Origin of the sequence: Sphingopyxis panaciterrulae (genome assembly GCF_014199295.1) — a bacterium.
GTDB lineage: Bacteria > Pseudomonadota > Alphaproteobacteria > Sphingomonadales > Sphingomonadaceae > Sphingopyxis > Sphingopyxis panaciterrulae.
The window spans coordinates 1-20,875 of sequence record NZ_JACIJH010000004.1; the positions used below are offsets into that span (position 1 = coordinate 1).

At 65.7% G+C, this 20,875-nt stretch carries 17 protein-coding genes and 1 tRNA gene; 11 read left to right on the forward strand and 7 right to left on the reverse strand.

Going from position 1 to position 20,875, the window contains the following annotated elements; genetic code table 11:
- The first annotated feature begins 121 nt into the window (after nucleotides 1-121).
- Complete coding sequence (locus FHR21_RS08395) at nucleotides 122-433, forward strand: hypothetical protein (protein ID WP_221235100.1); 312 nt, start codon at nucleotides 122-124, stop codon at nucleotides 431-433.
- A 164-nt stretch (nucleotides 434-597) separates the two neighbouring features.
- Here FHR21_RS08395 and FHR21_RS08400 read toward each other — a convergent pair whose 3' ends face one another.
- From FHR21_RS08400 to FHR21_RS08415, 4 genes are all read right to left on the reverse strand, one after another.
- Nucleotides 598-1,332: an RES family NAD+ phosphorylase gene (locus FHR21_RS08400; protein WP_246427131.1), complete on the reverse strand. Its 735-nt coding sequence runs from the start codon at nucleotides 1,330-1,332 to the stop codon at nucleotides 598-600.
- The gene (locus tag FHR21_RS08405; RefSeq protein ID WP_079639557.1) at nucleotides 1,310-1,684 is read right to left on the reverse strand and encodes an MbcA/ParS/Xre antitoxin family protein; all 375 of its coding nucleotides are present in this window, start codon (nucleotides 1,682-1,684) and stop codon (nucleotides 1,310-1,312) included. Before FHR21_RS08405 ends, FHR21_RS08400 begins: the two co-directional genes overlap by 23 nt.
- A 72-nt stretch (nucleotides 1,685-1,756) precedes the next feature.
- Nucleotides 1,757-2,974, reverse strand: a complete 1,218-nt coding sequence (locus tag FHR21_RS08410; RefSeq protein ID WP_184097188.1) for a tyrosine-type recombinase/integrase — start codon at nucleotides 2,972-2,974, stop codon at nucleotides 1,757-1,759.
- Nucleotides 2,975-3,191: 217 nt separating this feature from the next.
- A tRNA-Leu gene (locus FHR21_RS08415) sits at nucleotides 3,192-3,278 on the reverse strand.
- A gap of 201 nt (nucleotides 3,279-3,479) precedes the next feature.
- On the opposite strand from FHR21_RS08415, the gene FHR21_RS08420 reads away from it, so the two are divergent.
- From FHR21_RS08420 to FHR21_RS08455, 8 genes are all read left to right on the forward strand, one after another.
- Entirely contained in the window at nucleotides 3,480-4,418 is a 939-nt protein-coding gene (locus FHR21_RS08420; protein ID WP_184097190.1) for a complex I NDUFA9 subunit family protein, read from the forward strand.
- Nucleotides 4,419-4,591: 173 nt separating this feature from the next.
- Nucleotides 4,592-5,389: an undecaprenyl-diphosphate phosphatase gene (locus tag FHR21_RS08425; RefSeq protein WP_184097192.1), complete on the forward strand. Its 798-nt coding sequence runs from the start codon at nucleotides 4,592-4,594 to the stop codon at nucleotides 5,387-5,389.
- Between the two features lie 157 nt (nucleotides 5,390-5,546).
- On the forward strand, nucleotides 5,547-6,989 hold the full coding sequence (locus tag FHR21_RS08430; protein WP_184097194.1) for an NAD(P)-dependent oxidoreductase: 1,443 nt from the start codon (nucleotides 5,547-5,549) through the stop codon (nucleotides 6,987-6,989).
- Between the two features lie 23 nt (nucleotides 6,990-7,012).
- Nucleotides 7,013-7,612, forward strand: coding sequence for a DUF2059 domain-containing protein (locus FHR21_RS08435; RefSeq protein ID WP_184097196.1), 600 nt, complete (start codon nucleotides 7,013-7,015; stop codon nucleotides 7,610-7,612).
- A gap of 16 nt (nucleotides 7,613-7,628) precedes the next feature.
- A complete protein-coding gene (locus tag FHR21_RS08440) occupies nucleotides 7,629-8,789 on the forward strand; it encodes a DUF2059 domain-containing protein (RefSeq protein WP_184097198.1) in 1,161 nt (386 codons plus the stop codon).
- A gap of 62 nt (nucleotides 8,790-8,851) precedes the next feature.
- The gene (gene gltB / locus FHR21_RS08445) at nucleotides 8,852-13,378 is read left to right on the forward strand and encodes a glutamate synthase large subunit (RefSeq protein ID WP_184097200.1); all 4,527 of its coding nucleotides are present in this window, start codon (nucleotides 8,852-8,854) and stop codon (nucleotides 13,376-13,378) included.
- 123 nt (nucleotides 13,379-13,501) lie between these two features.
- Complete coding sequence (locus FHR21_RS08450) at nucleotides 13,502-13,936, forward strand: hypothetical protein (RefSeq protein WP_184097202.1); 435 nt, start codon at nucleotides 13,502-13,504, stop codon at nucleotides 13,934-13,936.
- A gap of 92 nt (nucleotides 13,937-14,028) precedes the next feature.
- Entirely contained in the window at nucleotides 14,029-14,700 is a 672-nt protein-coding gene (locus FHR21_RS08455) for a glutathione S-transferase family protein (protein WP_184097559.1), read from the forward strand.
- 251 nt (nucleotides 14,701-14,951) lie between these two features.
- On the opposite strand, the gene ubiG is transcribed toward FHR21_RS08455, so the two are convergent.
- A complete protein-coding gene (ubiG, locus tag FHR21_RS08460; protein WP_184097204.1) occupies nucleotides 14,952-15,677 on the reverse strand; it encodes a bifunctional 2-polyprenyl-6-hydroxyphenol methylase/3-demethylubiquinol 3-O-methyltransferase UbiG in 726 nt (241 codons plus the stop codon).
- A 158-nt stretch (nucleotides 15,678-15,835) separates the two neighbouring features.
- Here ubiG and FHR21_RS08465 point away from each other — a divergent pair, with 158 nt between their 5' ends.
- On the forward strand, nucleotides 15,836-17,083 hold the full coding sequence (locus FHR21_RS08465; protein WP_184097206.1) for an aspartate kinase: 1,248 nt from the start codon (nucleotides 15,836-15,838) through the stop codon (nucleotides 17,081-17,083).
- Between the two features lie 38 nt (nucleotides 17,084-17,121).
- Here FHR21_RS08465 and FHR21_RS08470 read toward each other — a convergent pair whose 3' ends face one another.
- Nucleotides 17,122-17,706: a septation protein IspZ gene (locus FHR21_RS08470; protein ID WP_184097208.1), complete on the reverse strand. Its 585-nt coding sequence runs from the start codon at nucleotides 17,704-17,706 to the stop codon at nucleotides 17,122-17,124.
- 289 nt (nucleotides 17,707-17,995) lie between these two features.
- Here FHR21_RS08470 and FHR21_RS08475 point away from each other — a divergent pair, with 289 nt between their 5' ends.
- Complete coding sequence (locus tag FHR21_RS08475) at nucleotides 17,996-18,439, forward strand: hypothetical protein (protein ID WP_184097210.1); 444 nt, start codon at nucleotides 17,996-17,998, stop codon at nucleotides 18,437-18,439.
- Nucleotides 18,440-18,519: 80 nt separating this feature from the next.
- On the opposite strand, the gene katG is transcribed toward FHR21_RS08475, so the two are convergent.
- Nucleotides 18,520-20,709 (reverse strand): catalase/peroxidase HPI, encoded by a 2,190-nt coding sequence (katG, locus tag FHR21_RS08480; protein ID WP_184097212.1) that lies wholly within the window; start codon nucleotides 20,707-20,709, stop codon nucleotides 18,520-18,522.
- Between the last annotated feature and the right edge of the window lie 166 nt (nucleotides 20,710-20,875).

The following is a 20,875-nucleotide window of genomic DNA, read 5'->3' on the forward strand; positions in this document are numbered from 1 at the left end:
GAGCTCGTCGAGCACGATCAGGTCGAGCCGCGACAGCTGCGCCGCCAGGGTCCCGCCTTTGCCGATCCGGGTCTCCTCTTCGAGGCGTGTCACCATCCTCGATCCGGACAACGGCTTTGAGGTGGGCTCAATGACCTCGCGAACCCGGCCTAAATATTCGCTCTTCAGCGAAACCGCCGACTATGTAGCCGCGCGCAAGTCTGTCGTTGCAATCCAATTCGCTCGCCAGTGCGACCCGATACAGCGAGCCATCGATATTCGAAGCAACCTCGTCTCGCTGGTGGGAAGTCCGGCGGACTGCCCGGTCATTCGCGGGCGCGTCGCTCCCAATCTTCTGTTCTTCAGTATCGTTCCGGGCGCCAATCGCGAGCAGTGGCGGCGCGCGCTGCTCGATTTCGAGAAGAAATGCGCCAAGGCCGAAATCATCGAATAGGCGGCTGTCAGCGCTTCTTCATCGTCTTTGGGCATGGTCTCGCCGAGCGAAAAATCTGGTGCCGTCAACATTAAGCGCGATCTGCTTCGGGTTTACATCAAGGCCAAATAGCTCCGCCGCAATCGCTGATCGTCTGAACCAACTCCCTTTGACAAAGAGCTCAGTCAGAGGCCGAAATCTGAAGGGCGAAAACTGAACCTCTCTTCCGACGGGAAGGCGCGAAGGGCGATCAACTCACCCTGCTCGTAGCGAATATGCCAGGTTTGGGCATTGCGAGGCGCTGGGTCGCGGAAAACCGATGGGTCCAGCAGGGCCACGTTCGCACGATGCTGAGGATCTCTAACGGACGCATAGCGGATAGCCTGCGCGTGAATCTCTCGCGCTTCAGACGCAAATTGCTGGCAAGCGGAATAGTCGTCCCTCGCCATCCACAGCGACGCTCCCGCAACAAATGGTCCTGCACACAGGTCGAGCAGACGATCCATCGCAACCGAGACACTGATTGCCGAATGCTCCACGGTCGTGCTCGGCGGCTGGAATCCAGGCGACCGAGAGTAGAAGCGCAGCCGCCAATAGGCTGTCTCGGCGATCGCAGCGCCAATTGCCTCTGCGGCATAGAAGATGCCGGGCTTCTCGCCAGCGCGGCGAAATCTCGAGCTACTCTTATGCCCGTAGCGAAACGGGGTTGCGAGCAGATAGTGAAGGTGTCTCGCCGCTACCGGCAAGGTCGGTTTCACTTCTTCCACAAGCTGTTCGAGCAACGCTTGATCGTCGGCGCCAGCAGCCAGACGGTTAGTCGAAATCCGATGTTGTGCCTCTACGATCCGCCACAACTTTCCACCGTAGGCGCGAAAATGCTCCGGTTTCGGCGTTCGCTCAAACGCGGGCGCGGTAGTCATCGACATAGTCGGCCACGTCGTTCAGACCGCGGATCGTCCGGATCAGATCGATGGGTCTGCCGCCAAGATCCAAGTTTTCCGACTTCAGCCAAGACGTCGACGCCGCGTCGTCGCTCCCCATGAGCGCATCGAGGCTGCGAAAAAGCCGGACAAGATACTGCCCAAGTTCGAACGCCTTCTCGGCTCGCTGGAGTTGATAACTGCCGGAACGAAGCCGCGATGCCGTTGCAGCAGAAATTCCGACGACCGAGCCCAACTGCTCATTCGTCAGTTTCCAACACGTAGCCACGCGCGCGACTGCCTCCGAGAGCACTCGTCCTTGATCCGCTTGAGAGGCTAGCCGCGTCGCCATATCATTCTCCAGAATGAGAATCTACATTATCATTCTTAGGAACAATCTAGAAGATTTGCAAGGGGCGGCGCTTCATTTCGATATCAGCGCCGCTATCTGAGCTTCGTCCGATGCCCGCAAGGCGTCCAGATAATCGCTCCACCACTGATGCATCGCTACGCGCTCATCCCAATAGCGCCCTCGATTGTAAGTCCCGCGCACGGCATTGGCGTCTGCATGCGCCAGGGAACGCTCGATTGCGTCGGGATGCCACTTGCCGCTTTCGTTCAAGAGCGAAGAGGCAGTGGTTCGGAGTCCGTGAGCCGTCACCTCCCCGGTGGAGTATCCCATCCGGCGAAACGCCTGATTGAGCGTGTTCTCGCTCATTGGCCGGCGAAACGTATGAAAGGCAGGGAAGACAAACCCTTCGGGTCCGGTCAGCTCATGAAGCTCGCTCAAATAGCTCACGACCTGACATGACAACGGCACGGCATGAGGCCGGCGCATCTTCATCCGCTCCGCAGGAATGTCCCAGACTGCATTGTCGAGATCGATCTCCGACCACAACGCCTTACGAAGCTCTCCGGGCCGGGCCATCACATGAGGCGCGATCTGACACCCGAGGCGAGTGATCGCATTTCCGGAATATGCATCTATAGACCGCAGCAACGCGCCGACCGCCTCCGGCTCCAGCAGCGCAGCGTGGTGCGTCACACGCGGAGCAATCAGCGCGCTCCGCAATACGGCCGTTGGATCGCTCTCTCCTCTTCCGGTTGCTACCGCATAGCGGAAAACCCTGCTGGCAAAGGAGCGGGCGCGCCGCGCCGTCTCATATTTGCCGCGTGCCTCGATCCTCTTGAGTGCAGCGAGCACCTCAACAGGCTTGAGATCGGCGACAGGCATGTTCGCGATCGGCTTGAGCTGGTCGAGCAGCCAGTTCGCCTTGACTGTCGTCGCATCGGCTCGCCCCTCGGCGACCGACTTGTCGATGTACTCCTTGGCGATGTCGCCGAACGTGTTTCCGGCATTGAATTGCGCGATCAGCTTCTGACGCTTGCGCTCGGCAAGCGGGTCCACGCCCTCGCGCAGCTTACGTCGGGCATCGTCGCGCAATTGCCTCGCCTCGGCCAAGCGCACTTCCGGATAGGCTCCGAGCGCGATGCGGTTATCTTTTCCAAGATGCCGATACTTGAAGCGCCAGAGCTTCGCGCCTGTCGGACGCACTTCGAGATAGAGGCCTCCAGCGTCCGCGCGCTTGTAGGGCCGGCCCTCCGGCTTCAGCGAACGGATCATAACATCGGTAAGGGACATCGACTCAACTCCTGCAAGCAGGTCTCGGCCGGCGCTACATCTCAAGCGAGCAGTGGGGCCACCAGAAAATGGCCGTGGGGCCATCGCCTATTCCGGTGGCCCCATTTCGAGTGAGATCGAGTGAAATATCCTCGGACACCAAAAGACAAGACCAAGGAGAAAATGGCAGATTTCTGCCGTTTTGTCGATGGTTCTGGGATGTCAGGAGAAGGGTAAATGGTGCCCAGAAGAGGACTCGAACCTCCACGACCTTGCGATCGCCAGCACCTGAAGCTGGTGCGTCTACCAATTCCGCCATCTGGGCACGGGGTAGGAGCGGGCGCTTAGCGGCGGGGGCGACTGCTTGTCAACCGCGCTCGGCCGTCCATGACGATATTTTGCCGCGCGGTGGCGGATTTGCGGCTGCGGGCGCCCCTGCCCCTTGCTCCGCCGGACGCTTCGCGGCATGGGAGCGCGGGTGGTGCCTGTGGGCGCCGCGCGAGAGAATCGGTCACGGGCAAGGGTCATGCAGAAACTCGACGGACAATTGATCACCGTTTTCGGCGGCGGCGGCTTCGTCGGCCGCTATGTCGTGCAGAAGCTGCTGGCGCGCGGCGCGCGCGTCCGCGTCGCGCAGCGCGAACCGCGGCAGGCGACCTTCCTGAAACCGCTGGGGGGGCTTGGGCAGATGCAGTTCGTTGCCGTGGATGTCCGCGAGGCGACCGGCGTCGCGCGCGCGGTCCAGGGCAGCGACGCGGTCGTCAATCTCGTCGGCAGCTTCGACGACATGGAGGCGGTGCATGCCAAGGGTGCGGCGAATATCGCCGCCGCCGCGCGGCAGGCCGGCGTGCGCGCACTGGTCCATGTCTCGGCGATCGGCGCCGATACGGCCAGCCCCTCGGCCTATGGTCGCAGCAAGGGCGGCGGCGAGGCGGCGGTGCGCGCGGCCTTCCCCACCGCGGCGATCCTGCGTCCCTCGATCGTCTTCGGGCGCGAGGACCGCTTCATCAATCGCTTCGCGGCGCTGATCCGGATGTCACCGGTCGTGCCGGTGATTGCCCCCAAAGCGAAATTCCAGCCGGTCTATGTCGGCGACGTGGCAGAGGCAGCAGTCGCGGCGCTCGATGCGTCGGCGGCGGGCCGGACCTTCGAACTCGGCGGACCGCAGGGGCTGACCATGGCCGCGCTTCAGCAGTGGATCGCGAACGCCACCGGACGCAAACGCCTGTTCGTCGAGGTGCCCGACGCGGTCGGCGCGGCGCTCGCGAGCGGGCTTGGCTGGCTGCCCGGCGCACCGATCACCAGGGATCAGTGGCTGATGCTGCAGACCGACACCGTCGTCACGGACGATAGCGACGGGCTTGCACAGCTCGGCATCACGCCGACCGCGCTGGCCGACGTCGTCGACGGTTGGCTGGTCCAATATCGCCGCAACGGCCGCTTCGCCGCGATTGCGGCCCGGTGAGGCCACGCCGCGGCATTCCGCTTTGGCGCGGTCTGGAAAAACGCCTTCGCACCGCCTAGACGCATGCCAAGGGCGCCCGGCCTCCACCGGGCGCCCTTCTCGATTCCCCCGCAATCCGAAAGCCCGACCATGAGCCCCTCCCCCACCCGACCGCCGCTTGAAGGAATCCGCCGATGATCTGGCTGACCGCGATCATCCTCGGCATCGTCGAAGGGCTGACCGAATTCCTGCCCGTGTCGTCGACCGGGCACCTGATCCTCGCGACCGAGTTGCTCGGCTATGACGCGTCGAAATGGGCGGTGTTCAACATCGCGATCCAGCCCGGCGCGATCCTCGCGATCGTCGTCCTTTATCGCCATCTGTTCTGGGACATGTTCGTCGGATTTTTCCGCCGCGACCCCGTCGCCATCGCCTTCGTGCGCAACCTGTTGCTGGCCTTCTTTCCCGCGGTGATCCTGGGGCTCGCCTTCGGGGACCAGATCGAGATGCTGCTCGAAAATGCCGTCGTCGTCGCCTGGGCGCTGGTCATTGGCGGTTTCGGCATATTGCTCGTCGAACGTTTCGCCAAGCCGCGAGAGAGCGGCGGGGTCGCCGCGCTATCGACGCGCCAGTCGATCCTGATCGGCATCGTCCAATGCCTGGCGATGATCCCCGGCGTCAGCCGCTCGGGCGCGACGATCATGGGCGCGATGTCGCTCGGCGTCGACCGCAAGACCGCGGCCGAATTCAGCTTCTTCCTAGCGCTGCCGACGCTGAGCGGTGCAACGGCGCTCCAGCTCTTCAAGCATCGCGACGCGATCACCGGGGACGACCTGGGGTTGATCGGCGTCGGGGCGTTCGTCTCGTTCATCGTCGCCTGGATCGTCATCAAGGCCTTCCTTGCGGTCGTCACCCGCTATGGATTCGCGCCCTTCGCCTGGTATCGGATCATCATCGGGGCCGCGGCACTGGTATGGCTCGCCCTCAGATAGGTCCGTATCGGACATAATTTTGGAAATTATGTTGCGTGATGCAAAATATTCCGTCTTGAGAGTCCATTTTAGGGCAGTGATCATTCCCTAAATTGCATTTTTCTGGTGACAGCGTGTCGGGTGCCCTGCATTCGCCCCCTTCAGAAGGGGATTTTGTATGGCTTCCGACCGCATGCTTCAGTTCGTGGAGCGCGACCAACAATATCCGGGCAAGCGTTCGCCCGAAGAGCGCGCGCGCGACTTTCGCGAGATAGCGGAGCGCTATGCCGCGCCGGACGCCGACGCGCAGGCGGCGCGCTGCTCGCAATGCGGTGTGCCCTATTGCGCGGTGCATTGCCCGCTGCACAATCATATCCCCGACTGGCTGCGCCTGACCGCCGAGGGCAGGCTGCGCGAGGCCTATGAGCTGTCGAACGCAACCTCGACCATGCCCGAGATCTGCGGCCGCATCTGCCCGCAGGACCGATTGTGCGAAGGAAATTGCGTGATCGAATTCTCCGGCCACGGCGCGGTGACGATCGGCAGCGTCGAAAAATATATCACCGATACCGCCTGGGCCGAGGGCTGGGTCGAGCCGGCGCGGGTCGGCCCCGCGACCGGCCAGTCGGTCGGCATCGTCGGCGCCGGCCCCGCTGGCCTCACCGCCGCCGAACATCTGCGCGCCGCGGGGCATGAGGTGCATGTCTATGACCGGCACGACCGTGCCGGCGGGCTGCTGACCTATGGCATCCCCGGCTTCAAGCTCGAGAAAGATGTCGTGATGCGCCGGATCGAGCGGCTCGTCGAGGCGGGCATCCACTTCCACCTCGGCTTCGAGGTCGGACGCGACGCGACGCTCGACGTACTGCGCCGGCGCCACGATGCGATGCTGATCGCGACCGGCGTCTACAAGGCGCGCGAGATCGCCGTGCCGGGCAATGAGGCCGAGGGGGTGATCGCCGCGCTCGACTATCTGATCGCCTCGAACCGCAAGGGCTTCGGCGACGCCGTCCCCGCCTTCGACGACGGCCGGCTCGACGCGAAGGGCAGGCATGTCGTCGTCGTCGGCGGCGGAGACACCGCGATGGACTGCGTCCGCACCGCGGTCCGCCAGGGCGCCAAATCGGTCAAATGCCTCTATCGCCGCGACCGCGACAATATGCCGGGGTCGCAGCGCGAAGTCGCCAATGCCGAGGAGGAAGGCGTCGAATTCGTCTGGCTGTCGGCCCCCGAACGCTTCACCGCCGACAAGCGGGTCAAGCAGGTCGCGGTCGCCGGCATGCGCCTCGGCGCCCCCGACGCGAGCGGCCGCCACAGCCCGGAGGCCGACCCTGGGCGCAGCTTCGATCTGCCCGCCGATATGGTGATCAAGGCGCTGGGCTTCGATCCCGAGGACCTGCCGCAGCTCTTCGGCGCGCCCGAACTCAGCGTCACCCGCTGGGGCACGCTGCGCGTCGACCATCAGACGATGATGACCAGCCTGCCGGGCGTCTTCGCCGCCGGTGATATCGTACGCGGCGCCAGCCTGGTGGTCTGGGGCATTCGCGACGGCACCGACGTCGCGGACCAGATGTCGAAATGGTTGAAAGCGAAAGCAAAAGACGAGAGGAAGGCAGCCTGATCAACAGGGTAAGGAACACCGACATGTCGACCTGGAAATATATGCTGCTCACCGCCGCGTTCGCCGCTCCGCCGCTCCATGCGCAGGAGGCGGCGTCCGCCGCCGTGGCTCCGGCGGAGGCGCCAGCCTCCGACCGAATCGCCGCCGCCCAAAGCCTGATCGAGGTGATGATGCCCGCGGCCCAGCGCGAGGAGATGATGGGACAGCTCGTCGCGGTCACGATGGCCAATGTCTCGGCAGGGATGCAGCAGCATTTCGGCGCCGCGGAACTGGCCGCCGATCCCAAGGCCAAGACGGTCTTCGACCGCTTCGTCGCGCGCCAGCAGCAATTGACGGTCGAGCAGCTCCGCACCCAGTTGCCCGGCCTGTTCGACGCGATGGCCCGCGCCTACGCCCGTCGCTTCACCGTGGCGCAACTCGGCGAGATCGAGACGTTTTTCCGCACCCCGACCGGCCGCATCTATGTGACCGAATCGATGAACATCATGTCCGACCCCGACATCGCTGCATGGCAGCGCCAGTCGATCGCGAGCAGCATGGAACGGCTGCCCGCCGAACTCGAACGGCTGAGCCAGGAGTTGAAGGACGCGGGCGTCCAGACCGATGCGTCGACGCAGTCCTGAGCGGGAGGATATGGAAATGACGAAGAGCTTCAAGGCCATCCTTCTCGCCGGCGCGATGATCGTCGCGCCCTTTCCTGCCATCGCCGCGGCGCAGGAAGCGCCGGACGCCGAAGTCGTCGCCGATCAGGCTGCGGCGGAGGACGCCGCCGTTTCGGACGCCGCGCTCGCCAACGCCAAGGCCAAGATGCAGAAGGAGATGGACGAGGCGATCGCGCTGATAGAGCAGATGTTCGATACCAGCGACCTGCCGCCGATCGAGCCCGCGCGCCTCGCGCTCGCGCAGCGGACGACTGCCGCGCTGATCCCGACGGGCAGCCTCGAGCGGATGATGGACAATCTTTACGGCAAGATGTTCAAGACGCTGATGGGGCAGGTCGACGGCGCGTCGGACCTGATGCTGTCGATCAAGACGGGGGTGGAGAGCGACAAGGTCGCCGCGCTCGACGCCGCCAGCAAGACCGCGGTCGCCGATCTGTTCGACCCCCACCGCCAGCAGCGCGAGGATCAGATCACCAGGATCGTCAAACCGCTGATCAGCGAAGCCCTCGCCGACCTCGAACCGCCGATGCGCGAGGGTATGGCAAAGGCCTATGCGCGCAAGTTCACGGCCGACCAGCTCGGCGAACTCAACGGCTTTTTCGCGACACCCACCGGCCAAGCCTATGCCAGCGAATGGATGGCGGCACAGGCCGATCCCGAAGTGATGCTGGCGGTCGCGAAGGCGGTTCCGCCGATGGTGCTCGACTTCATCGACCGCGCCCCGAAGGTCGCGGAGAAATTCGACGATCTGCCCAAGGACAGGAGTCTGACCGACCTCAGCGACGCCGAACTCAAGACGCTCGCCAAGCTGATGAAGGTCGATGTCCAGGTGTTGAAGGACAACCGCGACGCCTGGGCCTCCCCTCCCGAGGCGGTCGAGGTCGAGGCAGCGCCGAACGACGACTGGAGCGCCTCCGACGATGCGGTCGACGCCGCAGCGGACGCGGCGGAAGCGGCCGAGGTCGCCGCCGATGCCGCGATCGAAGATCCCGCCTATGACCGCGACAATTGGTCGGAAGCGGATCGGCAGAAAGTCGAAGCGCTGGAAGAGGCGGCCGGCAACGCCGCATCGGCCGTCTTCGACGCGCAGGAACAGGCGGTCGCCAACGCTCGCAAGACAAAGCCACCAATGGATTGAAAAGCCGCTCATCGCCCCGGCCTCAACCGGGGCGACGACGCGGACCTGTCAGGAACGAAGACATGACGCATTTCCCCACCCCCGATCACGCGCGGCTCGCCGAAACGGGCATGTACCGGCCCGACCTCGAATCCGATGCCTGCGGCGTCGGGCTGGTCGCGGCGACCGACGGCAAGCCATCGCGCCGCGTCGTCGAGGCGGCAATCGAGGCGCTGCGCGCGGTCTGGCACCGCGGCGCGGTCGATGCCGACGGCAAGACCGGCGACGGGGCGGGGATTCATGTCGATCTGCCCGAACGCTTCTTCGACGATGCGATCGCGGCGTCGGGGCATAAGGTGCGCCCGAACCGCCTCGCCGTCGGCATGATCTTTCTGCCGCGCACCGACCTGTCCGCGCAGGAGGAATGCCGCACCATCGTCGAGACCGAGATCATCGAGGCGGGCTATACCATCTATGGCTGGCGCCAGGTGCCGGTCGACGTGTCGGTGATCGGCGATAAGGCGCAGCGCACGCGCCCCGAGATCGAGCAGATCATGATCGCCGGGCCGATGCCCGACGAGCAGTCGGCCGCCGAATTCGAAAAGCAGCTCTATCTGGTTCGCCGCCGCATCGAGAAAAAGGTGATCGCGGCGCAGATCGCCGATTTCTATATCTGCAGCCTGTCGTGCCGCTCGATCATCTACAAGGGGCTGTTCCTCGCCGAGAGCCTCGCCGAATTCTATCCCGACCTCACGAACAAGCTGTTCGAGAGCCGGGTCGCGATCTTTCACCAGCGCTATTCGACCAACACCTTTCCGCAATGGTGGCTGGCCCAGCCCTTCCGCACCCTCGCCCATAATGGCGAGATCAACACGATCCGCGGCAACCGCAACTGGATGCGCAGCCACGAGATCAAGATGGCGAGCCTCGCCTTCGGCGAGCATTCGGAGGATATCAAGCCAGTGATCCCGGCGGGCGCGTCCGACACCGCGGCGCTCGACGCGGTGTTCGAAACGCTCTGCCGCGCCGGTCGCGACGCGCCGACCGCGAAGCTGATCCTGGTGCCCGAAGCCTGGGGCCATGACGACGACATTCCCGACGCGCACAAGGCGATGTATTCCTATCTCGCCAGCGTCATGGAGGCGTGGGACGGCCCCGCCGCGCTCGCGATGACCGATGGCCGCTGGGCGGTCGCGGGGATGGACCGCAACGCGCTGCGCCCGCTGCGCTATTCGCTGACCGCCGACAATCTGCTCGTCGTCGGGTCCGAAAGCGGCATGGTGCTGCTGCCCGAGGCGAGCATCCGCAAGAAGGGGCGCCTCGGCCCCGGCCAGATGATCGCCGTCGACCTCGACGAAGGCACGCTCTACGAGGATCGCGCGATCAAGGACCGGATCGCCGGGACGCAGGATTATGCCGCTCGCGTCAAGGGGTTCCGGACGATGGCCGACCTGCCCAGGGCCGGCAAGGCGAGCATCCCCGCCTTCGACCGTGCCGAGTTGCTTCGCCGTCAGGTCGCGGCCGGGCTGACGATGGAGGATATGGAACTGATCCTCTCTCCGATGGTCGAAGATGCGAAGGAAGCGATCGGCTCGATGGGCGACGACACGCCGCTCGCGGTCATTTCCGACAAGCCGCGCCACGTCGCGCAATTCTTTCGCCAGAATTTCAGCCAGGTCACCAACCCGCCGATCGACTCCCTGCGCGAACGGCATGTGATGAGCCTCAACACGCGCTTCGCCAATCTCGCCAATATCCTCGACGAAAAGGGGCAGAGCGAGCATGTGCTGGTCATCGAATCGCCCGTTCTCGTCGGCGACGACTGGGATCGGCTGCGCGCCTATTTCGGCGATGCCGTCGCCGACATCGACTGCACCTTCCCCGCCGGCGGCGACGCGTCGGCGCTGCGCGACGCGATCGCACGCATCCGCCGCGAGGCCGAGGATGCGGTGCGCGCCGGGCGCAGCGAATTGTTCCTGACCGACCAGAATATCGGCGAGGACCGGGTCGGCGTCGCGATGGTGCTCGCCGCCGCCGCGGTCCACACCCATCTCGTCCGCAAGGGGCTGCGCAGCTATGCCTCGATCAACGTCCGCTCGGCCGAGGTGCTCGACACCCATGCCTTCGCGGTGCTGATCGGCGTCGGCGCGACCACCGTTCACGCCTATCTCGCCGAAGCCGCGATCGCCGACCGCCAGGCGCGCGGGCTGTTCGGCGAGCTGTCGCTCGCCGACTGCCGCCAGCAGTTCCGCAAGGCGATCGGCGACGGCCTGCTCAAGATCATGGCGAAGATGGGGATCGCGGTGATCTCCTCCTATCGCGGCGGCTATAATTTCGAGGCGGTCGGCCTCAGCCGCGCGCTCGTCAACGATCTCTTCCCTGGCATGCCGGCCAAGATTTCGGGTGAGGGCTATCAGTCGCTGTTCATCAACGCGGTCGAAAAGCACGAGGCGGCGTTCGACCGCCGCGTGACCGCGCTGCCCGTCGGCGGCTTCTATCGCCAGCGCGCGGGGGGCGAGGCGCACGCCTATTCGGCGCAGCTCATGCACCTGCTCCAGACCGCGGTCGCGACCGACAGCTATTCGACCTATCTGCAATTCGCGCGCGGGGTCGCCGACCTGCCGCCCGTCTATCTGCGCGACCTCGTCGAATTCAATTTCCCCGCGCAGGGCGTGCCGCTCGACAGCGTCGAGGCGATCACCGAGATCCGCAAGCGTTTCGTCACCCCCGGCATGTCGCTGGGCGCGCTGTCGCCCGAGGCGCACGAGACGCTGGCCATCGCGATGAACCGCATTGGCGCCAAGGCGGTGTCGGGCGAAGGCGGCGAGGACAGCTCGCGCTATCGCCCCTATGCGAACGGCGACAATGCCAACAGCAACATCAAGCAGATCGCGAGCGGCCGTTTCGGCGTCACCGCCGAATATCTGGGCGCCTGCGACGAGATAGAGATCAAGGTCGCACAGGGCGCCAAGCCCGGCGAGGGCGGCCAGCTTCCGGGCTTCAAGGTCACCGAATTCATCGCCCGCCTGCGCCATTCGACGCCGGGCGTGATGCTGATCTCGCCGCCGCCGCATCACGACATCTATTCGATCGAGGATCTCGCGCAGCTCATCTACGACCTCAAGCAGATCAATCCGAAGGCGCGCGTCTGCGTCAAGCTCGTCAGCTCGGCGGGGATCGGCACCGTCGCGGCGGGCGTCGCCAAGGCGCATGCCGACGTCATCCTCGTCTCGGGCAACACCGGCGGAACCGGCGCATCACCCCAGACCAGCATCAAATATGCCGGCACGCCGTGGGAAATGGGCCTGTCCGAAGTCAATCAGGTGCTGACGCTCAACGGGCTGCGCCACCGCATCCGCCTGCGCACCGACGGCGGGCTCAAGACCGGGCGCGACATCGTGATCGCCGCGATCCTCGGCGCCGAGGAGTTCGGCATCGGGACGCTCAGCCTCGTCGCCATGGGCTGCATCATGGTGCGCCAGTGCCACAGCAATACCTGCCCAGTCGGCGTCTGCACCCAGGACGAAAAGCTGCGCGCCAAATTCACCGGCAGCCCGGAGAAGGTCATCAACCTGATGACCTTCATCGCCGAGGAAGTGCGCGAGATTCTCGCCAAGCTCGGCTGCCGCAGCCTCGACGAGGTGATCGGCCGCACCGAGCTGCTCCGCCAGGTCAGCCGCGGCGCCGAGCATCTCGACGACCTCGACCTCAACCCGATCCTCGCCAAGGTCGACGCGCCAGACGATCAGCGCCGCTCGAAGGGACCGAACTTCCGCAACCCGGTGCCCGACAGCCTCGACGCGCAGATACTGAACGACGCGAAGCCCCTGTTCGAGCGCGGTGAGCGGATGCAGCTCACCTATAATGTCCGCAACACCCATCGCGCCGTCGGCACCCGCCTGTCGGCCGAGGTGACGCAGCGTTTCGGCATGACCGGTCTCGCGCAGGGCCATGTCGAGATTCGCCTGCGCGGCACCGCCGGCCAGTCGCTCGGCGCCTTCCTGTGTCAGGGCATCACGCTCGAGGTATTCGGCGATGCGAACGACTATGTCGGCAAGGGCCTGTCGGGTGGCCGCATCATCGTGCGGCCCACCGTGTCGAGCCCGCTGGTCAGCCAGCACAACAGCATCGTCGGCAACACCGTCCTTTATGGCGCGACCGCGGGCACGCTGCTCGCGGCGGGCCAGGCGGGCGAGCGCTTTGCGGTGCGCAACTCGGGCGCCGAGGTCGTCGTCGAGGGATGCGGCGCGAACGGCTGCGAATATATGACCGGCGGCACCGCGGTGATCCTCGGCCCCGTCGGCTCGAACTTCGGCGCCGGCATGACCGGCGGCATGGCCTTCGTGCTCGACGAGGACGCCAGCTTCGAACGCCGCGCCAACGGCGAATCGATCGTCTGGCAGCGCCTCGACAGCGCGCATTGGGAAGCGACGCTCAAGGCGCTGATCGCCGATCACGCGCAGGCGACGGGCAGCAAATGGTCGGAGGGGATTCTCTCCGACTGGGATCGCCGCCGCGGCCAGTTCTGGCAGGTCTGCCCCAAGGAGATGCTGAGCCGCCTCGCCCATCCGCTGAGCGACGCCGAGCCCGAGGTGGTCGCCGCGGAATAGGCGTTCATCGCCGTGCCGATGCGGTTCGCCGCATCGCCGGCCGCGTTCACCGCAGCGAAAGCGTCGCCTCTGTATGGAGCGGCGGCCGATACCTCCGCGTCCTTGCCGCAAAGGATGATGCCCATGATCCGCCGCCTGCCCCTGATCGCCCTTCCCCTCCTCGCGCTCGCCGCGCCGCTGCCAGCGGCCGCGCAGGACGGCGCCATGGGCGATGCCGCCGAGGTGCTGAGCGACCCCGCCGCGCAGGACCGCATGGCCGATACCGTCGCCGCCCTCGTCGATGCGCTGATGCAGCTTCGCGTCGGCCCGCTCGCCGAGGCGGTCGCCCGCGCCGACCCCGACTCCGACGCCGCTTATATCCCGCCCGACGCCACGCTCGGCGAGGTGGCGGGCCGCGATCCCGATTATGGCGCACGGATGGGCGACGAGGTCCGCGCGGGCACGCGCATGGCCGGCCATCTCGCCGGCGCTGCTGCGGCCTATGCGCCGGTACTGCGCGACATGGCGCGCGATCTCGCCGCGCAATGGCGCAGGGAAGCCGACGCGGCGCGGCGCTGACCCCTTCCGTTCGCCCTGGGCGAGCGGCAATATCCCGTCCTGCCGCCGCATAGCCGTTGCGCCCCCGGCCCCGCTGCCGCTATGCCGTGAGCATGTGGCAGCTCTATCAATTCCCCCTGTGTCCCTTCTCGCGCAAAGTTCGCCTTCTGCTCGGCGAAAAGGGCGTGGGTTATGAGTTGGTGCGCGAATCGCCGTGGGAACGACGCGACGAATTCATCGACCTCAACCCTGCCGGCCGTACCCCGGTCATGGTCGATGAGGAGCGCGGCCAGCTTCTGATCGACAGCAATGCGATCGCCGAATATTTCGAGGAAACGGTCGAGGGCAAGGCGATGATCAACGGCACCGCCGCCCAGCGCGCCGAGATTCGCCGCCTCGTCGCCTGGTTCGACCAGGATTTCTATTACGAAGTCACCGGGCCGCTGCTGTTCGAGCGGATGCAGAAGCGCATCGTCCACCGCCAGCCGCCCGACGGCGGCGCGCTGCGCGAGGCAATGAAAGCCGCGAACAACCATCTCGACTATATCGACTATCTGATCGATCATCGCACCTGGCTCGCCGGCGCGACGATGAGCCTCGCCGACCTCGCCGCCGCCGCGCATATCTCGGTCGCCGACTATCTGGGCGGGATCGACTGGACCGGACACGACCAGACCAAGGGCTGGTATTCAGGCCTCAAATCGCGCCCCAGCTTTCGCCCGCTCCTCGCCGAGCGGATGGAGATCGTCAGTCCGCCGAAATATTATGAAGACGTCGATTTTTGACGCGCAACGGAATGCGAAGCGTTCCGAAGCAGCCTGCCCCTGCGTAGGCAGGGGTCAACCTCCGCGAAAACGGGGGGGCGTGGCGGCCTGATGCCGCCCCATCGGGACAGGCCGACAGCGGCCCCTGCCTTCGCAGGGGCGACGTCCGTAAACAGCGTGTCTCTATTCCAGCGCGGCGAGCCGTAAATCAGCATCGCCTGTCTTCCGTTCGTGTCGAACGGGACTGTGGATCAGATTTTACGCGCGTCGCTCTAACCGCGCCACCGCGCCGCGATCAGATAATTCAGCGCCTCGCTGCCACCCAGCTTGAAGCCGCGCGCCGGCGACGGCGACAGGCCTGTGCGGTCGATCGCCTCCAGCCCCGCGCCTTCAAGCAGGTCGGTCAACTCCTCCGGCTTCAGGAACCGATCCCAGTCGTGCGTCCCGCGCGGCACGGCGCCGACGCGCTCGGCCGCCTCGACGAGCAGCAGCTTCGACAGCGCCGTGCGGTTCGGCGTCGACAGGATCATCAGCCCGCCCGGCGCGAGCCGCGCGGCGAGTTCGGCGACGAACGCCGACGGGTCGGCGACATGTTCGACCACCTCCATCGAGGTGACGAGGTCAAAGGTCGCGGGCGGCAGCGCCGCCAGTTCCCCCGCATGATAGGAAATCGCCAGCCCCTGCCCCGCCGCATGGCTCCGCGCCGCCGCGATATTCTCGGGCGCCGCGTCGACTCCCGTCACCGCAGCGCCCAGCCGCGCCAGCGGCTCGGCGAGCAGGCCGGCGCCGCAGCCGACGTCGAGCGCACGCTTGCCCGTCAGCGGCTGCCGTTCGCGCGCATCGCCGTGCCAGTGCGCGTCGATCTGCGCGCGGATATAGGACAGGCGCACCGGGTTCAGCCGATGCAGCATTGCCGACGAGCCGTGCGGGTCCCACCAGTCGGCGGCCAGCGCGCCGAAATGGGCGGCTTCGTGCGGGTTGATCGTCGCGACACTCATGCGCGCGGGTGTGACACCCTCGTTTCGAGGCGGCAAGAAAATTTATCCCCGAAGGGCCCATCCCCACCTTGCCTTCGCGCCTCCCCTTGCCTAACAGCCGAACGCCGCGGAAATCTTGGAAAGTTGCGGCCGAAACCAGATCGGGAAAGCGGGGCGACATGGCGCGGATCGTGATGAAATTCGGGGGCACGTCGATGGCGGGCACCGAGCGGATTCGCACCGTGGCGCGGCTCGTCGCGCGCGAAGCGGCGAACGGCAACGAAGTCGCGGTCGTCGTCTCTGCCATGGCGGGCGAGACCGACCGCCTCGTCAATTTCTGCCGCGAGGCGAACCCGCGCTACGACCCCGCCGAATATGACGTCGTCGTGTCATCGGGCGAGCAGGTGACCTCGGGTCTCCTCGCGCTGACGCTACAATCGATGGGCGTCCCGGCGCGAAGCTGGCTCGGCTGGCAACTCCCGATCCGCACCGAGGAAGCGCACGCCCGCGCGCGCATTCTCGAGATCGAGACCGGCGCGCTGGCGGCCGCGATGGGCCGCGGCGAGGTCGCGGTGATTCCGGGCTTTCAGGGCATGATGGACGACGGCCGCGTCGCGACGCTCGGCCGCGGCGGGTCGGACACCAGCGCGGTCGCGGTCGCGGCGGCGGTGAAGGCCGACCGCTGCGATATCTACACCGACGTCGATGGCGTCTACACGACCGACCCGCGCATCGTCGCCCGCGCCCGCAAGCTCGACTATGTCACCTATGAAGAGATGCTCGAACTGGCGAGCGTCGGCGCCAAGGTGCTCCAGACCCGTTCGGTCGGCCTCGCGATGAAGGAGGGGGTGCGCGTCCAGGTGCTCTCCAGCTTCGTCGAGGGCGACGGGGCGCCGAAGCAAGGCACGATGATCGTCAGCGACGAGGAAATAGAGGAAGTCCAGATGGAACGGCAGCTCATCACCGGCATCGCCCACGACAAGAATGAAGCGAAGATCATCGTCACCCGCGTCCCCGACCGTCCGGGCGGCGTCGCCAACATCTTTGGCCCGCTCGCCGCGGCGGGGATCAACGTCGACATGATCATCCAGAACGTCGGGCGAGACAAGGGCGAGACCGACGTGACCTTCACCGTTCCCGCCGCCGACCTCATCCGCTCGATCGACATGCTCGAAAGCGCGAAGGACAAGATCGGATTCAACCGCATTCTGTCGGACGACAAGGTGGCCAAAGTCAGCGTCGTCGGCGTCGGTATGAAGAGCCACGCGGGCGTCGCCAGCACGATGTTCCGCGCGCTTGCGGACAGGGGCATCAACATCCAGGCGATCTCGACCAGCGAGATCAAGGTCAGCGTGCTGATCGACGAGGACGAAACCGAACTGGCGGTACGCGTCCTCCACACCGCATACGGCCTCGACGCCGAATAGGCGCCACCTTCCCTCCCCCCTTCGTGGAGGAAGATCGGCTATTCCGTCGCCAGCATCGGCGCGAGCGGGCCGATCCGCCGCTGCGCACGCGCCCGCCGGATATATTGCACGGTGGCGAAATGCACCGCGAACAACCCGGCCTTTGATGCCAGCGGAAACACGCCGATGAACAGCGGCCACCAGGGGGTGAAGGCCAGCGCGACGACCAGATTGGCGACCGCCGTCGCCGCCATCATCGCCGCCCAGACGAAGCCGAAGCGCTCCATCACGTCGCCGACCTCGGCAACCTGTTCGGGCGGAATATAGCGGTTCATCCAGCCGCGGCGCAGCATTGCGGCGGCGACGATCAGATAGACGATGGTCGGCTTGATCATCAGGAATCGCGGGTCGCCGGTCAGCAGGGTCGCGGCCGCCGAAAACAGCACCATGGCCAGGCTGATCCATTGCAGCGGCGCCGGCCGCCGGGCGCGCACGACTTCCCAGCCGACCACCGCGACCGCAGCGACGGTGCCCGCGATGGTCGCCGCGACCACACTCGCCCCCAGCCCGAGCAGCACCGCGAAGACGATCACGCCCAGCGAATCGAAGACGAGCGGCCCGACGGCGTAGAGAAGCGATTTCATGATTTCGTCCTTTCGCACGACTCAATGTTATCAACGTAAACATTGCAGGCATCACGCGTCAAGAACAAATTTACGGTGTAAACATGGGGGCGCGCCAAACCCCGAAAAACCCCATCACCTTCCTCGTCACCCCGGACTTGATCCGGGGTCCCGCTTTGTCTCCCGCGAAGCGGCGAGACCCCGGGTGACGCCCGGCGCGGCGCCGCAGGCGATCGGCCACTCCTTCATCGAACCTCCGCCCCCGAAAAATCCCTTTCCTACATTATCAAATCATGCTCCAAACTCGTCGATGGACCATCCTTCACCGCCGCCGCCCGCCCCGCTTCTCGAGGGAAGCTGCCTCGCCTTCATCCCGGCGCCGCGGCAGCGCCGCCGCGCCGACGGCTGGACGCCCGAAACGCAGGCCTGCTTCATCCGCGCGCTCGAGGCGATGGGATCGGTCGGCCCGGCGGCGAAGGCGGTGGGGATGGGGCGCGCATCGGCCTATCGGCTGCGCGAGCGCCCCGGCGCGGAGAGCTTCGCGGCGGCATGGGATCGCGCGATCTCCATGGGGCGGATGCGCCAATATGATTATGCGATGGATAGGGCGCTGAACGGCGTCACCATCGTGCGCGTGCTGCGCGGCGGCGCGGTCGACGTCAGCGGCGGTCCCGACATGGCGGTGGTCCACGCCGCGCTGCGCGACGAAACCGTGCCGCCATCCCGCCTTAAAGCGACAAAGGAGACAGAATAGAGGCGCACGGCCGTATCTTTTGTCGCTTTAAGGGCGGATTCGGGGCGGAAGCGGCCAGAGGCCAGCTCCCGCCCCGTTCGTTACGCCAGGTCGAAGCGGTCGGCATTCATCACCTTCACCCAGGCCTTGACGAAATCCTTCACGAACTTCTCCTCATGACCCTTCTCGGCATAAACCTCGGCCGTCGCGCGGAGCTGCGAGTTGGAACCGAAGATCAGGTCGGTGCGCGTCGCGCGCCAGCGTTCCTGCCGCCCGCCGCGGTCATAGCCGATGAACTCCTCGTCGCCGCTCGTGTCGACGACCTCCCAGATCGTGTCCATGTCGAGCAGGTTGACGAAGAAGTCGTTGGTGAGCTGGCCCACCCGGTTGGTGAACACGCCGTTCCGACTGCCGCCCTGGTTGGCGCCGAGGACGCGCAGCCCGCCGACGAGCACTGTCATCTCGGGCGCCGACAGGCCGAGCAGCGACGCGCGGTCGATCAGCAGTTCCTCGGTCTTCACCCGGTGCTTGGTCGCGAGATAGTTGCGGAAGCCGTCGGCCCGAGGCTCCATGACCTCGAAGCTTTCGATGTCGGTCCACTCCTGCGTCGCATCGCCGCGCCCGCCGGTGAAGGGCACGTCGACAGCAAAGCCCGCATCCTTCGCCGCCTTTTCCACCGCCGCCGATCCGGCAAGGACGATCGCGTCGGCCATCGACAGAGGCCCGCGCAGTTCGTCGATCTTCGCCAGCACCTTCGCAAGCTCGTCCGGATCGTTGACCGCCCAATCCTTCTGCGGCGCGAGCCGGACGCGAGCGCCATTGGCGCCGCCGCGGAAGTCGCTCTTGCGGAAGGTCGAGGCCGAAGCCCAGGCCGCCTTGACCAGTTCGCCGACGCTGAGCCCCGAGCCAAGGATCGCGCTCTTGAACGCCGCGACATCGGCGTCGGACGGCATGGCGCCCGCCGGAACCGGGTCCTGCCAGATCAGATCCTCGGCCGGCACCTCGGGCCCGAGATAGCGGACCTTGGGCCCCATGTCGCGGTGGGTCAGCTTGAACCAGGCACGCGCCCAGGCGTCCTTGAACGCCTCATGGTCATTGCGGAACCTTTCCGAGATCTTGCGAAATTCGGGGTCCATCTTCAGCGCCATGTCGGCGGTGGTCATCATCGTCGGCACACGTCTGCCCGGATTATGGGCATCGGGGGCCATATCCTCTTCTTTCTGATTGATCGGCTGCCACTGCTGCGCCCCGGCCGGGCTTCGCACCAGTTCATAGTCATAGTCGAGCAGGAGGCGGAAGAAATTCTCCGACCATTGGGTGGGGGTGTTGACCCACGCGCCCTCGAGGCCGCTGGTGATCGCGTGCGCGCCCACCCCGGTTTCGAAGCTGCTCGACCAGCCGAGCCCCATCAGCGTGATGTCGCCGGTTTCGGGAGCGCCGCCGACCAGGCTCGCGTCGCCCGCTCCATGCGCCTTGCCGAACGTGTGTCCCCCGGCCGTCAGCGCCACCGTTTCCTCATGGCTCATCGCCATGCGCTCGAAGGTGATCTTGATGTCGCGCGCCGATTGCAGCGGGTCGGGATTGCCGCCCGGACCCTCGGGGTTGACGTAGATCAGCCCCATCTGGATTGCCGCGAGCGGGTTTTCGAGGTCCATCTGCTTTTCGGGGTCGATGCGCGTCTGCACGCCTTCGTTGACCCATTGGTCCTCGGCGCCCCAATAGATGTCGCGTTCGGGCTCATAGACGTCCTTGCGGCCGCCACCGAAGCCGAACACCGGCCCGCCCATCGATTCGATCGCGACGTTGCCGGCGAGGATGAACAGGTCGGCCCAACTGATCTTGCTGCCGTATTTCTGCTTCACCGGCCACAGCAGGCGGCGTGCCTTGTCGAGATTGCCGTTGTCGGGCCAGCTGTTGAGCGGGGCGAAGCGCTGTTGCCCGGCATTCGCGCCGCCGCGACCGTCGGCGGTACGATAGGTGCCCGCGCCGTGCCACGCCATGCGGATGAAGAAAGGACCATAATGCCCATAGTCGGCCGGCCACCACGGCTTGCTGTCGGTCATCAGCGCGGTCAGATCATCCTTCACCGCCTGATAGTCGAGCGATCGGAACGCCGCGGCGTAATCGAAATCCTCGCCCATCGGATCGGGCGAGACGCCGCCCTGGTGCAATATTTCGACCGGCAGCGCGTCGGGCCACCAATCCTTGTTCGTCCGCCCGAGCAGCGAGCGAAACCGGTCCTGGCTGACCGGGCAGCCCTTTGCGGGGTCCACGGGGGTCTCGGCGTTCATGCAGTCTCTCCTCTTTATCCTATTGGTTTCCTGGTGAAAAGGGTAGCGGCCGCCAACGGGCGGCGCACGCAAGCGGCGAGTCGGTAACGGCCCTCCTTTCGCTTCGACGGGCCAAGGATAGGCCCATGCACTGTCACGGGAAAAACCGAATAAGATGGATTGAGTG

Excerpts from the sequence above, each read along its gene's own strand:
- FHR21_RS08400 (WP_246427131.1), bottom strand. The coding sequence starts at position 1,332 with ATGACTACCGCGCCCGCGTTTGAGCGAACGCCGAAACCGGAGCATTTT.
- FHR21_RS08455 (WP_184097559.1), top strand. The coding sequence starts at position 14,029 with ATGTGGCAGCTCTATCAATTCCCCCTGTGTCCCTTCTCGCGCAAAGTT.
- FHR21_RS08430 (WP_184097194.1), top strand. The coding sequence starts at position 5,547 with ATGGCTTCCGACCGCATGCTTCAGTTCGTGGAGCGCGACCAACAATAT.
- FHR21_RS08450 (WP_184097202.1), top strand. The coding sequence starts at position 13,502 with ATGATCCGCCGCCTGCCCCTGATCGCCCTTCCCCTCCTCGCGCTCGCC.
- FHR21_RS08425 (WP_184097192.1), top strand. The coding sequence starts at position 4,592 with ATGATCTGGCTGACCGCGATCATCCTCGGCATCGTCGAAGGGCTGACC.
- FHR21_RS08420 (WP_184097190.1), top strand. The coding sequence starts at position 3,480 with ATGCAGAAACTCGACGGACAATTGATCACCGTTTTCGGCGGCGGCGGC.
- FHR21_RS08440 (WP_184097198.1), top strand. The coding sequence starts at position 7,629 with ATGACGAAGAGCTTCAAGGCCATCCTTCTCGCCGGCGCGATGATCGTC.
- FHR21_RS08405 (WP_079639557.1), bottom strand. The coding sequence starts at position 1,684 with ATGGCGACGCGGCTAGCCTCTCAAGCGGATCAAGGACGAGTGCTCTCG.
- FHR21_RS08475 (WP_184097210.1), top strand. The coding sequence starts at position 17,996 with ATGGACCATCCTTCACCGCCGCCGCCCGCCCCGCTTCTCGAGGGAAGC.
- FHR21_RS08465 (WP_184097206.1), top strand. The coding sequence starts at position 15,836 with ATGGCGCGGATCGTGATGAAATTCGGGGGCACGTCGATGGCGGGCACC.
- FHR21_RS08410 (WP_184097188.1), bottom strand. The coding sequence starts at position 2,974 with ATGTCCCTTACCGATGTTATGATCCGTTCGCTGAAGCCGGAGGGCCGG.
- ubiG (WP_184097204.1), bottom strand. The coding sequence starts at position 15,677 with ATGAGTGTCGCGACGATCAACCCGCACGAAGCCGCCCATTTCGGCGCG.
- FHR21_RS08470 (WP_184097208.1), bottom strand. The coding sequence starts at position 17,706 with ATGAAATCGCTTCTCTACGCCGTCGGGCCGCTCGTCTTCGATTCGCTG.
- gltB (WP_184097200.1), top strand. The coding sequence starts at position 8,852 with ATGACGCATTTCCCCACCCCCGATCACGCGCGGCTCGCCGAAACGGGC.
- FHR21_RS08435 (WP_184097196.1), top strand. The coding sequence starts at position 7,013 with ATGTCGACCTGGAAATATATGCTGCTCACCGCCGCGTTCGCCGCTCCG.
- katG (WP_184097212.1), bottom strand. The coding sequence starts at position 20,709 with ATGAACGCCGAGACCCCCGTGGACCCCGCAAAGGGCTGCCCGGTCAGC.